We start from the raw sequence: 14,981 nt of genomic DNA, 5'->3' as shown, positions 1-14,981 counted from the left end.
ACGACTTCACGCCTGCGCGGGAACCTCCGCAGGGCGCTTGAACATCCGGGTGGCGGTGATCTCACCGTGGATCGTCGGGCCGTCCGGGTCCTGCTGGGCCGGCAGGCCCGGGCGCAGGTGCTCCTCCACCGAGATGTACTTCAACCCGGCCCGCAGGTCGGCGTCGTTGCGCAGGCGGATCACCAGCGGGAACTCGGCGAGCGCGGTGGTGTCGAACAGGCCGGTGGTGTAGATGAGCTGGACGCCGAGCGCGTCGGCCACGGCGCGCTGGAGTTCCAGCAGGTAGGTGGCGTTGGCGCGACCGATCGGGTTGTCCAGGAACAGCGTGCCGGCGTGCCGCAGCTGGGACTGGCCACGGTCGTTGGCGCGCAGCGCTGCCATCGTGCAGTAGAGCGCGATGGCAGCGGTGAGCAGCTGGCCGCCGGAGAAGACGTCGGACATCTGGCCGACGCCGACCCGCTCGGCGCGCAGCACCGCGTCGGGCTTGAGGATCTCGACGCTGACGCCCTTGGGGCCGATCGCGGCGGCGACACCGCGCAGCAACAGGGACATGCCGTCGCGGCGCAGGTCGCTGTTCTTCTTGACGGCGGCGCGGGTGGCCTCGTCGATGACCTCGCCGAGGCGCTCGACCAGGATGGCGTGGTCCGGGTCCTCGAAGCGGATCCGCAGGAACTCCTGGCCGGACCACTCGCCCAGGCCCTCGGGGAGCCTGGACAGCCGCTGGGCGGCGCGCAGGGTGGTGAGCGAGGACTCGACCAGACCGCGCAGCCGGTCCACGATCGAGCCGCGGTTCTTCTCCAGCTGGGCGAGCTCGTCGGTGAGCACCCGCAGCCGGGGCGCGAAGGCGGCGGCCCAGGCGGCGGCGTGCTCGGGCAGCGCGGAGGCGGGCAGTTCGCGGATCTGCTGGCGGGCGGGGGTGCGGACGGCCTCGTAGCGGGCCGCGTTGGCGTGCCGGACCAGCGCGTCGGCGGCGTCGCGGACGGCGAGTTCGGCGGAGGACAGCTCGCCGGCCGCGGTACGCAGGCTGCGACGGGCCTCGGTGGAGGTGGTACGGGCCTCGGCGAGGGAGCCGAGGTACGGCTCGGCCGGGTCGTCCGCGTCGTCCTGGTGGTCGCGCAGGCCGTCGCGTAGCTGGCCGGCCAGTTCGTCGAAGTCGGCGGCGGCGGACTGGGCGATGTCGAAGGTGCGCTGCAGGTCGGCGTGGGCGGTGCGGGCGGCGTCCACGGCCTCGCGGCACTCGGCGAACCGGCTGGTGGCGGTGCGCAGCAGGGTCTGGGCGTGTTCGGGGTCGGTGGGGACGAGGTCCTCGGGCAGCTCGGTGTGCGCCTCGCCGTCGGCGGGGGCGGAGCGCTCGGCCTCGCCGCGCAGGCGGCCGAGCTGCTCGCTGGCGGCGGCGGAGCGGGCCTCGATGGTGGCGACCAGCTCCTCGGCGCGGGCGGCGGCGGCCTGGCGGGCCGGGCCGTCGGCGCCGTCGGGGCTGCCGAGGAGCTCCTCGGCGCGGCTGCGGACCTTGTTGGTGAGGCGGTCGAGTTCGGCCGCGGCGGTGGCCTCGTCGCCCTCGGCGCGGGCCTGTTCGGCGCGCAGGTCGGCGCCGACGCCGACCTTCTCGTACAGCTGGGAGGCGGCCCGGTAGGCCTCGCGCAGGGCGGGCAGCGCGACGGGGGCGGTCTGCTCGGCGGGCTCGTCGGCCTGCTCGGCGGCGGGGATCTCGGCGCGTTCGGCACGCAGCGCGCGTCCGGTGCGGCGGGCGTCGTCGGCGGCGCGCTGGGCGGCACGGCGGTCCTCGTCGCAGGTGCGGGCGCGTTCGGCGCGGAGGGCCTGGCGGCGGTCGCACTCGGCGGCGTCCTCGGCCAACTCGCGCTGGCGGCGGGCCCAGTTGGCGCGTTCGCGCAGGCGGAAGGCGAGGCCGGAGAGGGCGTCGGCGCGGCGGCGGGCGCGCTGGGCGGCCTCGCGGTGCTCCTCGTGGGCGGAGGCGGCGGTGGCGTGGTCGGTCTCGGCCTCGTCGTGCTCGGCGCGCAGGGTGGCCAGGGCGGCGGCGGCCTGCTCGGCGTGCTCGCGGGCGGCCTCGGCGGCGGCGGCGAGTTCGGCGAGGGTGCCGGGAGGGCAGCTGGCGTGCCAGGAGGCGAGGCGGGCGGCGAGGGCGCGGTCGGCGCCGAGGCGGCCGGCGAGTTCGCGGATGTGCTCCTCGCGGGCGCTCGCGCGGGCGCGCAGTTCGCGGCGCTCGCCGTCGGCGGCGGACTCGTCGTGCATGGCCGGGTTCGGCGGCACCAGGAAGAACGTCGGCTGGTCGGTGATCGGGGCGATCAGCGAGGCGGCGGCGCCGACGGCCACGGTGGAGCGCGGCAGCAGGGCGGCGGCCTGCAGGGCCTCGCGGGCGCGCTCCAGCGAGGACGGGTCGGTGACGACCACGCCGTCGACCAGTTCGGGGCGGGCGGCGAGGATCGCCTCGTGGTCGGCCGGGTCGACGGACTGGGCGAGGTAGCGCCAACCGGGCAGGGCCGGGATGCCGTGCTCGGCGAGGTACTCGACGGTGGCCAGCACGTCGGGCCCGGGCGGCAGCAGGCCGCCGTCGCCGAGCGCGGCGAGGATGCGGGAGTCGTCGGCGGCAGCGGTGCGCAGGTCGAACAGGGTGCGCTCGGCGGTGGCGATGGCCTCGTCGAGGAGTTCGCGCAGGTACTCGGCGTTGCGGTCGAGCACGGCGGGGGTGAGGAAGCCGGCGTCCTCCTCGGCGTCCTCTTGGTAGGGCGTCAGGGAGAGCAGGTCGGCGAGCCGCTGCTCGGTGGCGAGCAGGGCGGCGGTGCGCTGCTCGGCGGCCAGGGCCTGGGCGGCGCCCTTGCGGGCGTCACCGGCCCGCTCGGCGGCGAGTTCGGCGCGGGAGGTGGCGGCGGCGGCCTCGCGCAGCCGGGCGGCGGAGGCTTCGGCGGCGGTGCGGGCCTGGGCGAGGGACGCGGCGGCGGCCTTCTCGACGTCGGCGGCGTGCAGCGCGGCGCGGGCCGGGTCCACGTCACCGCCGGCGTCGATGAAGCCGGCCTCGACGGCGGCGGCGGTCTCCTGCTCGACCTCGACGAGGCGCTGGCGCAGGTGCTCTGCCTCGCTGCGGGCCTTCTGGGCGGCGGTGGCGGCCTCGGTGGCGTCGGACTGCGCCTTGGCGCCGTCCTCCTGGAGCTCGCTCGCGCGCTGCTCCTCGGTGTCGGCGCGGGACTCGGCGGCCGCGGCCGCGGTTTCCAGGGCGCGGGCGAGCGCGGTGGCGGCGCGGGCGCGGGCGGCGAGCGCGGGGGCGGCGTCCAGCTCGGCCTCGCGGATGGCGGCGCCGACCCGGGCGACCCGGTCGGCGGCGGCGCGGTGGCGCAGCACGGCCTCGGCGGCCTGCCAGGCGGAGTGCAGGGTGCGGGCGTCGATGAGTTCGCGGCGCAGCGCGGCGGCCTCGGCGGTGGCCGCGGCGAGGCTCAACGTGGCGTGCCGGTGGGTGAGTTCGTCGGCGATCAGGCTGTGCCGGGTGCGGTCGGCCTCGGCGGAGGTGACGGCGCCCGCGGCGGCGGCGACCTCGATGGCGAGGTCCTGGGCGCGGTCGCGTTCGGCGGCGGCGCGGGAGGTGAGGGCGTGGGCCAGGCGGCGGGTGCGGCGCTCGGCGGTGCGGTGGGTCTCGCGGACGGTCTCGCGGGCGGTGGTGGCCTCGACGATGCGTTCCAGCAGGTCGAGCGAGCCGGCGGTGAAGTCGCGTTCGGCGGTGAGTTCGGCGCGGCGGCCGAGCTTGGCGGCGAAGCCGTGCACGAGGTCGGCGAGGCCGTCGGTGTCCCGGGTGTCGGTGACGGCGCGCAGCAGCAGGTCGGTGAAGTCGCTGTCGTGCTTGACCGCGAAGAGGCCGGCCGCCTCGCCCTCGTCGGCGTTCATCTCGCGCTGGTAGCGGAAGAGTTCGGGGTCGAGGCCGAGTTCGCCGAGGTGCTCGGTCCAGCGGTCGTGGCCGTCCTCGAAGACCAGGTCGAGGTGGGGGTGGGCCTTGCCCGCCTCGGTGAGGGCGTCGCGGAAGCCCTTCATGGTGCGGCGGCGGCCACGGGCCTTCTGGTCGCCGGCCAGGCTGACGCGTTCGGCGACCGGCAGCGCGTCGAGGGTGAGGCCGGGGCCGGGGCGGAAGGAGTACCAGGTCTCGGCGAACTTGCGCGGGTCGGAGGAGACCTGGCGGCCGCGCCACTCGCTGACCTTGCCGACCACGATCAGCTCGCCGGTGACGGTGTGCTGCCACTCCAGGGCGACGTGCCCGCAGTCGTCGGCGAGCAGGAACTTGCGCAGCACGCCGGAGCTGGCGCCGCCGAGGGTGTTGCGGTGGCCGGGGAGCATCACCGAGAAGATCAGCTTGAGCAGGACGGACTTGCCGCCGCCGTTCTCCAGGAAGAGCACGCCGGCCGGGGCGGGGCGGCGGACCGGGCCGTCGGTGTCCTCGCCGAACAGGCCGATCTGCTGCGGGGCCGGGTCGGCGACGGGCTCGCCGACGCCGCGCAGGTCGAGCACCGTGTCGGCGTAGCGGGCGCCGGCCGGTCCGATCGAGTAGAGGCGGACCCGGTTGAGCTCGTACATGTGCGGCGGTTCTCCGTGAGCGTGGTGAGAAGGGGCGTCAGGGCTCGGCGGTCAGAGCGAGTGGAACGGCAGGCCGGCGTCGGCGACCAGCTCGTCGGTGGTGTCCGGGGGCAGCAGGCTGGCGGTGCCGTCGGAGACCGGGACGATGCCGAGGTCGAGCAGTTCGGCCATCGCGGCGCTGCCGGCCAGGTCGCGGACCTGGAGCTGGTAGCGGGCGGTGGTGCGGTAGGTGCCGCCGGAGTCGTCGGAGACCTTCTGCAGGAAGCCGGAGTCGACCAGGAACATGACGGCCTTGGCGACGATGCCGATGGTGGAGCCGGAGAGCCGGCGGGCGTCCTTGGTGGCGCCGGTAGCGGTACGCCGGGCCCAGACCCGCCAGGCGGCCTCCAGGCCGGGGGCGTCGGAGGCCGGGTCGGTGTTGGCGCCCTCGGCGTCGGCCTGCTCCTCCAGTCGGCGGCAGGCCTGGCGGACGAAGGAGTCGACGCCGTTGACGGTGATCCGGCCGAGGTAGCCGTCGTCGGCGAGGTCCTCGGGGCGGGGGAAGGCCATGGCGGCGACGGCGAGGTGGGCCAGGCCGTGCAGGAAGCGGTCGGTGGTCTCGGAGGCGGCGCGGCGCGAGTAGTCGCCCATCCGGACGGCGAACAGTGAGTCCTCGGCGGCGGCGACGGCCATGCCGGCCCGCGGCGAGACCTCCAGGACGACCAGGCCCATGCCGGTGGCGATGGCGTCGGCGAGGCGGGCGAACGGCGGGTCCTCGCGGTGGCGGCGGACGAGTTCGGCGTACTCGGCGTCGCGGGTGGGGAGCAGCTTGGCCTGGAGGCCGAAGGAGACCAGCCGGGCGGCGTCGGCGACGTCGGCCGGGGTGATCGGCGCGGGGGCCGCGGGTTCGGTCTCGGCCGCCCAGGACGTGTCGTGGTGGGTCGTCACGGGCGGTGCTCCTCGGGGCTGTCGCTGTTGCGAGTGTTCTGGTGTTGCGTCAAGGTCGGTGCCTGGATGGTCGGCGCCTGGAAGGTCGGCTCTTCGAAGCTCGGTGCCTGGCTGGTCGGTGCTCGGCCGGTCAGCCGGCGTCCTTGCGGTCGGCCGCCATGCCTACCGCGTCGAGCAGGGCGCTGCCGACGATCAGGTCGGCGCCGCCGAACTCCGGGTCGCGCAGCGGGGTGCCGTCGTCCACGGCGAACAGCAGCCGTTCCTCGCCCTGGCGGTAGGCGGTGCCGACCGGCGGGCTGGCCGCGTGCACGGCCAGCAGGGCGACCAGGTACGGGAGTTCCGGGTCCTGCTTGCGGGCGTCGGCGAGCAGGCCGGAGAGCCGGCGGGGGGCGTCCGGGGCCAGGTCGAGCAGTTCCAGGGCGGATTCCAGCTGGGCCTCGGAGAAGCGGCTGTCGTCCGGGGTGGCGACCAGGTCCGGGTCGGGCAGTTCGGCGCCGAGGTGCTCGCGCTCGACCGGCGGGGTGAGCAGCAGGTCGACCAGGTCGGCGACCCGGACCGACACGGGCGTGCGCAGTCCGGCGCCGCGGGCGAAGAAGGCGCCGGTGGGACGGACGGCCTGCTCTATCGGCAGCCGCAGCACGGGGGCGAGCAGCTGCCCGTACAGGTCGATGCCGCTGCGGGCGCCGGGGGTGGCGAAGGCCTGCCGGTCCTGCTCGGCGCGGAACAGCGGGCCGGCCTCCAGCAGGCGGGTCTGCAGCTTCGTGTGGCGACGGATGCAGTCCTTGACGATGTCGAGCAGCTCGGCGGCGCGGCGCTTGTGCTCCGCTCCTTCGGGAGTGTGGGGCTCGGCCTCGTCGCGGGCCTTGCGGATGTTGGTGAGAATCGCGTTCTCGTGCCGGTAGCGGTCGGCGATGTGGTCCAGCGCCTCGTCGATGAGGTCGGGGATGGCACGCATCCAGTCGACCGCGCGGACATTACGGCGGGTGGCGTCGAGGGCGCGGCGCAGCGTCTCGGCGTACTGGACGGTGCGGTACCGGGCCTGTTCGGCGGCGAGCTGGGCGTCGGCCAGCCGGCCGCGGCGGATCAGCACCTCCAGCTTGACCTCGGCGGCGATCTGGGCCGAGGTGACGTCGGTGTCGAGCGCGCCGACCAGGACGTTGACCGCCTCGTCGGTGGTGCGCAGGTAGACGCCGCCGTCGGGGCCGGGGACCTCCTCGATCAGCTTGAAGTCGTAGTCGCGCCGGACGTACTCACCGTCCGCGCCGAAGGTGCCGTAGACGGCGCGGAAGCCGCGGTCCACGCTGCCGACGTTGATCAGCGACTCCAGCACCCAGCGGGCGACCCGCTCGTGCTCGTGGGCGTGGCGGGTCGGGGCCTGGGCGGCGACCCGGGGCAGCAGCCGGGCGAGCACTGTGTCGCGGTCGGCCCCGGTGTCGAAGTCCATGTGCAGGGTGACCAGGTCGATCGCGGCGAGGCCGACCTCGGCCATCGCGTAGCCGCCGTACTCGCCGGCCAGGTTGACCTTGCGGCTGTCCAGGTCGTGCAGCGGGGCGGTGCAGGCCAGCGCCTTGAGCCGACGGGCCAGACCTTCGTCGGCGGGGCCGGGCGCGGGCCGCGCGGGGGCAGCGGGCCCGGCGGGCGGCCGGAGGCCGTGCTCGGTGGGCGGGTCAGCGATGGCGGTCACGGTGGACAAGATTAGAGGTTCGCACCGGCATCGACCGAAACGGACCTTGCGGGCGGGCCGGAGAGCAGGTGAGCGGCGGTGTACCGGCCGGATCCAGAACGGGATTTCGACGGGATTCCGCCATTCCCGAACCGGCATTCGAGAAAACGGTGAGGGCGGCAGAGCGGTTCGGTGATGATCGACCCATGATCACCCGACTGGCCAAAGCAGGCTTCGCCGCCGCGCTGTCCGCGACCACCCTCGCCACCGGGGCCTCCGTCGCCGCGGCCGCGCCGACCGACACACAGTCGACCTCCGCCCAGCACGTGACCGTCTCGCAGAGCGGGAACTACCCCGGCGGATTCTTCAGGTCCGGCAACATGTCGGCAAGCTGGGTCTCGTCCGGCACCTCGGACCTGACCGGCCCGACGCACTTCACCGTCGACCTGCCGCCGGGCGTCACCACCGACGGCGCGATGTTCTACTCCACGCCGTACGACTACACGTTCACCGAGACCCTCTCGCCCGACGGCCGCCACCTGGAGGCCGTGCTCACCGGCACCCGGGTGGTCGGGAAGAGCGAGTTCATGAAGCTCAATCTCCACACCACGCCCGGGGTGCCGATCGCCGGCGTGATCACGGTGACGGCCGCCAACCCGAACGACACCGACCCGACCGGGCACGTCTCCCGCTACGACCTCGGCAGCCAGAGCTACCTGCCGGCGACCGTCCAGGCCGCCCCGGCCGTCTCCGGCCTCGACACCACCACCGGCCCGGGCGCGGGCGGCACCTCGATGACCGTCAGCGGCGACAACCTGTCCAACGGCATGGTGCTGGTCGGCGGCGTCCCGGCGCCGGGCACCTGCACCGACACCGCCTGCACGGTGACCACGCCCGGCGGCGCGGGCAACGCCCCCGTCAGCGTGGTGACCCCCGGCGGCACGGCCGCGGCGCCGGTCACCTTCGACTACACCGGCGACCCGCCCCCGGCGCCGCCCGCGCCGGCGGTCGGCAACCTGACCACCACCAGCGGGCCGGTGGCCGGCGGGACCCAGGTGTACGTCCAGGGCAACAACCTGACGTACGGCTCGATCGCCTTCGGCGGGGTGCCGGCCGCGCACGTCTCCTGCGGGCCGTCCTTCTGCTCGGCCACCGCTCCGGCGGCCGCCCAGCCCGGGCCGGTGGACGTCACGGTCACCACGGCGGGCGGCACCAGCGCGCCGGTGACGTACACGTACACGGCCTAGCCACTGCTCCACGGATGCCCGGGTGCCGCTTCGGCGCCCGGGCATCCGCGCGTCCGGGCCGGGCGGGGGCCGAGCGGCCCGGGGGGCGGAGCGGCCCGGGGCGTGTTCGGAGCCACCCCGAGGGCATGTTGAACACGTTCAAATCGAGGGTCTAGAGTCGGTTCCGCGCAGACGGGACAAGGCCCGCCTGCCCTTTCGGCACGTCCGGCGCGGCTTCCGCGCGGCGTGCCCGCCTCGGAGGTGTGCGAGATGGACGGCGACCCTGCGGTCATCCTGCGGCGGGTCCGGCGGTGGCTCCGACTGTTCCTGGTCTGCCTGGTGCTGAGCGGCCTGACCGCGTTCCCGCTGGAGACCGAGACCCGCCTGCTGGTCGACTTCGCCTCCGGCCCGGCCGCTCCGCCGACCGACCACTTCCCGGCCGTCCTCGCCTGGTTCGAACGGGTCCACCAGGGCATCGCCGAGACCAACGAGCGCTACCCCTTCCTGGCCTACGGCACCGACTGGCTGGCCTTCGCCCACCTGGTGATCGCCGCCGCCTTCCGGGGCCCGCTCAAGGACCCGGTCCGCAACATCTGGGTGATCCGCTGGGCGGTACTCGCCTGCGGCGCCGTGATCCCGCTGGCGCTGATCTGCGGACCGCTGCGGGGCATTCCGGTGGTGTGGCGGTTTATCGATATGTCGTTCGGGATCTTCGGCGTCATTCCACTGCTGATCGTGTTGCGGGCGCTGCGTCCGCTGGAACGTTCCTTCGAGGAACGCCTGGCTGCGAACTGAGTCGGCGACCCCGGGCGCCGCCCCAGGGCGCGCGGGCGGGGGCCGCACGCTGGTGGGCCCTGAGGGGGCCCGGGTCACGGACACCGGGCTTCATCCGCAGGCCCTACCATCTGGCTCAACAGCTGCTGGGAGGCGGACGGGCGTGGCCGATGCGGTGATCGATCTCAATGCGGACCTCGGCGAGGGGTTCGGGCGTTGGAGCCTGACCGACGACGAGGCACTGCTGTCCGTGGTGACCAGCGCCAACGTCGCCTGCGGCTTCCACGCCGGGGACCCGTCGACCATGCGCCGGGTCTGCGCGCTGGCCGCCGAGCGCGGTGTCCGGATCGGCGCCCAGGTCTCCTACCGCGACCTGGCCGGCTTCGGCCGCCGCGCGATGGACGTCCCTCCAGAGGAGCTCTCCGACGAGATCGCCTACCAGATCGGCGCCCTCCAGGTCTTCGCCCGCGCCGCCGGCTCCCGGGTCTCCTACGTCAAGCCGCACGGCGCCCTGTACAACCGGGTGGTCGCCGACTCCGAGCAGGCCGAGGCCGTGGTGGCCGGGGTGCTGCGGGCCGGCGCGGTCTGCGACGGGCCGCTGCCCGTCCTCGGGCTGCCCGGCTCCCGGCTGCTCGCGGTCGCCGAGGGCGTCGGGCTGCCGGTGGTCACCGAGGCCTTCGCCGACCGCGCCTACACCTGGGCCGGCACCCTCGTCCCGCGCCGCGAGCCCGACGCGGTGGTGCACGACCCCGAGTCGGTGATCACCCGCGCCGTCGGCATCGCCCGGGACGGCACGGTGGAGGCCGTCGGCGGCGAGCGGATCGGCGTCGAGGCCCGCTCGCTGTGCGTCCACGGCGACACCCCCGGCGCCGCGCAGCTCGCCTGGCGGATCCGCGGTGCCCTCGCCTCCGCCGGGGTCCGGGTCGAGGCGTTCACATGACGGTCGGCGCGGTCCGACGGGTCGGCGAACGGGCGCTGCTGGTCGAGCTCCCGGGGGCGGCCGAGGTCGCCGCCTTGTACGGCTGGCTGCGCGAGCGGCAGGCGGCCGGGGAACTGGGCGAGGTCGAGGAACTCGTGCCCGCCGCGCGCACGGTGCTGCTGGACGGCGTCGCGGACGTCCCGGCCGTGGCGGCGCTGCTGCGCACCGCCCGGCCACGGGCGGCCGCCGCGGCGAGCGGTCCCCTGGTGGAGGTCCCGACCGTGTACGACGGCGCCGACCTGGCCGAGGTCGCGGCGCTGTGGGGGGTCTCCGAGGAGGCGGCCGTGCAAATCCACACCGAGCCGGAGTACGTGGTCGCCTTCTGCGGCTTCGCCCCCGGCTTCGGCTACCTCACCGGGCTGCCGGCGCGGTACGAGGTGCCGCGCCGGGACACCCCGCGCAGCTCCGTCCCGGCCGGCTCGGTCGCCCTGGCCGGCCCGTACACCGGCGTCTACCCGAGCCCGTCCCCCGGCGGCTGGCAGCTGATCGGGCGCACCGCGCTGGCACTCTGGGACCCGGAGCGCGAGCCGGCGGCGCTGCTGGCGCCGGGGGTGCGGGTACGGTTCACGGCGGAACGGGCTTAGGGGCGGGCTGAGTTGGGCGAACTGCAGGTGGTGCGGCCCGGGCCGCTGACCACCATTCAGGACCTCGGGCGACGCGGCGTCGCCCACCTCGGGGTGCCCCGGGCCGGGGCGCTGGACGAGCCGGCGCTGCGGGCGGCGAACCGGCTGGTCGGCAACGAACCGGGGGCCGCCGGGTTGGAGACCACCCTCGGCGGGGTCGCACTGCGCGCCGTCCGGCCGGTGCTGGTCGCGGTCACGGGCGCGCCGTCCCCGGTGACGGTGGACGGACGGGCGGCCGCCTGGGGTGCGCCGGTCACGGTCCCGGCCGGGGCGGTGGTCGAGGTGGGCGCGGCGACCGCCGGGGTGCGCGGCTATCTGGCGGTGGCGGGCGGGATCGCCGTCCCACCGGTACTCGGCAGCCGCTCCGCCGACCTGCTCTCCGGCCTGGGCCCCGCCCCGCTGGCCGAGGGCGACCGGCTGCCGGTCGGCGCTCCCCCGCCGTACCGGGACCGGGCCGACCTGGCGCCGCTGCCCGCTCCCCCGGCCGAACTCGTGCTGCGGTTGCGGCTCGGCCCGCGCGCGGACTGGTTCGCACCCTCGGCACAGGCCCGGCTGGCCCGGGACCGGTACCGGGTCTCCCCCGCGAGCAACCGGATCGGGCTGCGCACCGAGGGCCCTGCGGTCGCCCGCACACGGGAGGGTGAACTGCCCAGCGAGGGAATGGTGTCGGGCGCGGTACAGATCCCCCCGGACGGGCAGCCGGTGGTCTTCCTGGCCGACCATCCGACCACCGGCGGCTACCCGGTGGTCGGCGTCGTACCGGCCGCCGACCTCGCGGCCGCCGCTCAGGCCCGGCCGGGGACGCCGGTGCGCTTCACACTGCTGCGGGGGCGCTGAGGCCGGGAGCGTCGGAGGGGGTCAGGAACGATCCAACAGCAGTTCGGCGATGGCGCGTTGGGCCGGGTCGAGCGCCGTCTCACCCTCCTCCGCCGCCCAGGCAGCGTTCTGCGGCACCCTGGCCAGCGTCCAGGCCGCCGCCACCTCCCGGTCCAACTCCAGTACGTCCACCAGGAGGTCGAAGCGCAACCGCAGCGCCCGACCCGGGTTGCCCCCGGCCCGCAGGTCGTCCCAGCGGTTGCGCAGGGCGGGCAGCAGCTCGAAGCCGGGGTGCCCGGCGAGCGGCTTGGGGTCGATGGCCAGCCAGGGGCCGCGGCCACTGCCCGGCAGCGGGGCGAGGACGTTGCCGTAGTGCAGGTCCCAGTGCAGCAGCCGGTCGCCCGGCTCGGCGCGGACCTCGCGCAGGGCGGCCGCGCAGTCGGCGACCAGCCGCCGCTCGTCGGGGTCGGCGAGGGCGGCGGCCGTCGCCGGGGCCCGCATCAGCAGGCCATCCGAGAGGTCCGTCAACCTCCTTAGCCAAGCCGGAGCCTGATGACTCGTCAACTTCCTGAGCAGTTCGGCGATCACCCCCAGCGCCGCCAGGTGGTCGGGCAGGTCGAGCAGCGAGCGCGACGGGTCCAGGCGTTCCAACAGCATCGAGCCGAAGGCCGGTTCACAGTCGAGCAGCCGGACGGCGCCGCGTCCGCCCCAGGCCCGCACGGCGTCGGGCTCGCCCGCCGTCTCCTCGTCCACCGGCTGGAGCTTGAGCACCGCGGGCGTTCCGTCGGCGCGCCGCACGGGCAGCACCAGCCCGACCACACCGTGGGCCGTCGGCCCGTCCGGGCGCAGCTCCCACCGCTCCAGCAACTCGTCCGCCAGGGCCGGGAGTCGGGCCGCCCAGACGCGGCCCTCCTCACCCAGGAGCTCCTCCAGCGACTCGGCCAACGCGGGCGGCACGGCAACCGGCATCGGACGGGCTCCTCTCGGGCGGTCCCGTTCAGCCTAGTTCGGACTCAACCCGCATTGCGGGCTCAACGCGCGTTGAGCTCATTCCACGTTGAGCTCATTCCACGTTGAGCTCAGTCCACGCCGAGCGCTTCCGCGGCCGCCGTCGCGAAGCCCTCCGGGTTGTCGAGCATGATGTTGTGCCCGCAGTCCGGCACGGCCACCACCCGCACGCCCGCCGCGCGCAGCCCGTCGACGCCCTCCGGCTCGCCGTCCGCCGCCGGGTGGAGGAAGGTACGCGGGAGGTCCAGCCCGAGCAGCAGTTCGCGCATGGCCGGCTCGCTGCCCCGGGCGAGGTGCAGGGCGCTGCGGTACAGGCCCTCCGGTCCGGCCAGCCGCATCGTGGACCACCAGAACGGGCCAACCCGCTCGGCGACCTCTCCCCGCCCTTCGGCCAGGAACTCCGCCTCGGTGTAGCTCGCGATCCCGCTGCTGCCGATCCGCTGCCGACCGGGGGTGATCGGGTCCAGGTTGGCGTCCACCAGGAGCAACCGCGCGACCAGTTCGGGATGCCGGTGCGCCAGGACGATCGCAATGGCCCCGCCCATGCTGTGGCCGACCACCTCGACCCGGTCCAGCCCGGCCGCCGCTACGGCCGCAGCGACCGCGTCGGCATGCGCCTCCAGGGTGTAGCCGAAGTCGTCCGGCCGGTCGCTGATGCCGAAGCCGAGCAGGTCGAGCAGCAGCGAGCGGCGCCCGGCGAGCAGCGGGTGGGCGGCGGCCGCGGCGAAGTAGACCGGCGAGCTGGCGCCCAGCCCGTGCAGGTAGAGCCGGGCCGTCCCGGCGCCGGGCAGTTCGACCCAGCGGATCCGGTCGCCGTTCGGGGTGACGGTGGCTTCGTGCATGCGCACACACTCCTGGTTCGAAGGGCTCGAAGAGGTCGGTGGAATCACGAAGACCATACATCGATACCGAGGTATCACGGAACCGATATATCCACGCCCCGAGACACGGATCTGAGAGGGTGGCCCCATGCTGAAGCTCGCCATCCTCGGATTCCTGTACGACCGGCCGCTGCACGGCTACGAGCTGCGCCGCCACCTCGCCGGGCTCACCGGCCACATCCGCCCGATCAGCGACGGCACGCTCTACCCCGCGATCAAGCGCCTGGAGGCCGACGGCCTGCTGGTCCGCGAGACCGAGCCCGGCAGCGCCGCCGCACCCCGGCACACCCTGCACCTCACCGACGCCGGCCGCACCGCACTGCTCGACACCCTGCGCGAGCCCGAGCCGCTGGACATCAGCGACGGCAACCGCTGGACCACCCTGCTCTCCTTCCTGCGCCACCTCGACGACCCGGCCGCCCAGGCCGCCGTGCTCCGCCGCCGACTGGTGTTCCTCTCCGAGCCGGCCAGCTTCTACTACGACGGCGACCGTCCACGCGGCGCCGAGGAGTTCGCCGACCCGTTCCGGCGCGGCCTACTGCTCACCGCCCGCGCCACGACCGAGGCCGAACTCTCCTGGCTGCGCGCCACCGTGGCCGCGTTGGAGAGCACCGCACGAACCGGTGGACCGGCGGAGCCGACAGACTGACCGAAAGCCGCCGAACCGTCCTTCCCCGCTCGCCCCGCCCGTGTTCCGATGGCCCCCATGGACAACGACACGAACATGAGCGACGAGCGACGCCAGGGTTACGACGGCACGGGCGCGGGCGCGATCACCCCGGACGGCTGCGCGGTCGAGGTGTGGACCCGACTCCCGGTGGGCAACGCGCCGGACGTGATCGAGTCCGCCGTGCCGCCCGGCGCGAGCATTCTCGAACTGGGTTGCGGCGTCGGCCGGATGACCCACCCGCTGGTCGACCGCGGCTTCACCGTCACGGCCGTGGACGAATCCGCCGAGATGGTGGCCCGGGTCCGCGCGGGCGTCCGCACCGTGCGCAGCCCGATCGAGGAGCTGGACCTCGGCGAGCGCTTCGACGTCGTCATGCTCGCCTCCTTCCTGGTGCACGCCGGCGATGTGGCCGTCCGCCAAGGCCTGTTGGAGACCTGCCGCCGCCATGTCGCCGAGGACGGCTGTGTGCTGGTGCAGCGCGAGGGCGAGGACTGGCACCTCAACGTGCCGCGCGAGAGCCGGATCGGGACGGCCGGGACGGCCCGGATCCTCTCCGCCACACCGGTGGGTGATGGGGTGAACTCCGTCCACGCGCAGTACGAGTTCCCGGACGGCACCTGGACGCAGACCTTCCTGTCCCGTCCGCTCACCACGGAAGCCTTCGAACAGGCCCTGGCGGACGCCGGCCTGCGGGTCGAGACGTATCTGACGGAGGACCGCACCTGGGTCAGGGCCCGGCCGCTCGGCTGAGCCGTGGAGGCGCGGCACACAAAGGCCGATTAAAGGGTGAACAAAGAACTGTCACTTTCACCCCGTGCCATCGGCCGCGCGCCGGGCCCGCG

12 protein-coding genes are annotated in these 14,981 nt (G+C 74.9%); 7 read left to right on the top strand and 5 right to left on the bottom strand.

From position 1 onward, the window contains the following. Positions 1-6 precede the first annotated feature (6 nt). From ABZW30_RS29325 to ABZW30_RS29315, 3 genes are all read right to left on the bottom strand, one after another. Positions 7-4,572, bottom strand: a complete 4,566-nt coding sequence (locus ABZW30_RS29325) for a hypothetical protein (RefSeq protein ID WP_355674209.1) — start codon at positions 4,570-4,572, stop codon at positions 7-9. Between the two features lie 51 nt (positions 4,573-4,623). Beyond that, complete coding sequence (locus tag ABZW30_RS29320; RefSeq protein WP_355674208.1) at positions 4,624-5,499, bottom strand: hypothetical protein; 876 nt, start codon at positions 5,497-5,499, stop codon at positions 4,624-4,626. 130 nt (positions 5,500-5,629) lie between these two features. Next, on the bottom strand, positions 5,630-7,174 hold the full coding sequence (locus tag ABZW30_RS29315) for a hypothetical protein (protein WP_355674235.1): 1,545 nt from the start codon (positions 7,172-7,174) through the stop codon (positions 5,630-5,632). Positions 7,175-7,368: 194 nt separating this feature from the next. On the opposite strand from ABZW30_RS29315, the gene ABZW30_RS29310 reads away from it, so the two are divergent. From ABZW30_RS29310 to ABZW30_RS29290, 5 genes are all read left to right on the top strand, one after another. Further along, on the top strand, positions 7,369-8,409 hold the full coding sequence (locus ABZW30_RS29310) for an IPT/TIG domain-containing protein (protein ID WP_355674207.1): 1,041 nt from the start codon (positions 7,369-7,371) through the stop codon (positions 8,407-8,409). Positions 8,410-8,658: 249 nt separating this feature from the next. After that, positions 8,659-9,183: a hypothetical protein gene (locus ABZW30_RS29305; protein WP_355674206.1), complete on the top strand. Its 525-nt coding sequence runs from the start codon at positions 8,659-8,661 to the stop codon at positions 9,181-9,183. 142 nt (positions 9,184-9,325) lie between these two features. Further along, the gene (locus ABZW30_RS29300) at positions 9,326-10,102 is read left to right on the top strand and encodes a 5-oxoprolinase subunit PxpA (protein WP_355674205.1); all 777 of its coding nucleotides are present in this window, start codon (positions 9,326-9,328) and stop codon (positions 10,100-10,102) included. Then, entirely contained in the window at positions 10,099-10,725 is a 627-nt protein-coding gene (gene pxpB / locus ABZW30_RS29295) for a 5-oxoprolinase subunit PxpB (RefSeq protein ID WP_355674204.1), read from the top strand. The genes ABZW30_RS29300 and pxpB overlap by 4 nt, the downstream gene beginning before the upstream one ends. A gap of 12 nt (positions 10,726-10,737) precedes the next feature. Next, positions 10,738-11,601: a biotin-dependent carboxyltransferase family protein gene (locus ABZW30_RS29290; RefSeq protein ID WP_355674203.1), complete on the top strand. Its 864-nt coding sequence runs from the start codon at positions 10,738-10,740 to the stop codon at positions 11,599-11,601. A 21-nt stretch (positions 11,602-11,622) separates the two neighbouring features. Here ABZW30_RS29290 and ABZW30_RS29285 read toward each other — a convergent pair whose 3' ends face one another. Both ABZW30_RS29285 and ABZW30_RS29280 read right to left on the bottom strand, forming a co-directional pair. Then, the gene (locus tag ABZW30_RS29285) at positions 11,623-12,549 is read right to left on the bottom strand and encodes an aminoglycoside phosphotransferase family protein (protein ID WP_355674202.1); all 927 of its coding nucleotides are present in this window, start codon (positions 12,547-12,549) and stop codon (positions 11,623-11,625) included. A gap of 110 nt (positions 12,550-12,659) precedes the next feature. Continuing rightward, the gene (locus ABZW30_RS29280) at positions 12,660-13,430 is read right to left on the bottom strand and encodes an alpha/beta hydrolase (RefSeq protein WP_355674201.1); all 771 of its coding nucleotides are present in this window, start codon (positions 13,428-13,430) and stop codon (positions 12,660-12,662) included. A 127-nt stretch (positions 13,431-13,557) separates the two neighbouring features. On the opposite strand from ABZW30_RS29280, the gene ABZW30_RS29275 reads away from it, so the two are divergent. Together ABZW30_RS29275 and ABZW30_RS29270 are read left to right on the top strand one after the other, a co-directional pair. Further along, a complete protein-coding gene (locus ABZW30_RS29275; RefSeq protein ID WP_355674200.1) occupies positions 13,558-14,118 on the top strand; it encodes a PadR family transcriptional regulator in 561 nt (186 codons plus the stop codon). Positions 14,119-14,193: 75 nt separating this feature from the next. Beyond that, positions 14,194-14,889, top strand: coding sequence for a class I SAM-dependent methyltransferase (locus tag ABZW30_RS29270; protein WP_355674234.1), 696 nt, complete (start codon positions 14,194-14,196; stop codon positions 14,887-14,889). The last annotated feature ends 92 nt before the right edge of the window (positions 14,890-14,981 follow it).

The sequence above is a fragment of the Kitasatospora sp. NPDC004669 genome (assembly GCF_040609455.1).
In the GTDB taxonomy this organism is placed as follows: domain Bacteria; phylum Actinomycetota; class Actinomycetes; order Streptomycetales; family Streptomycetaceae; genus Kitasatospora.
This window is presented reverse-complemented; position numbering and strand designations above follow the sequence as displayed.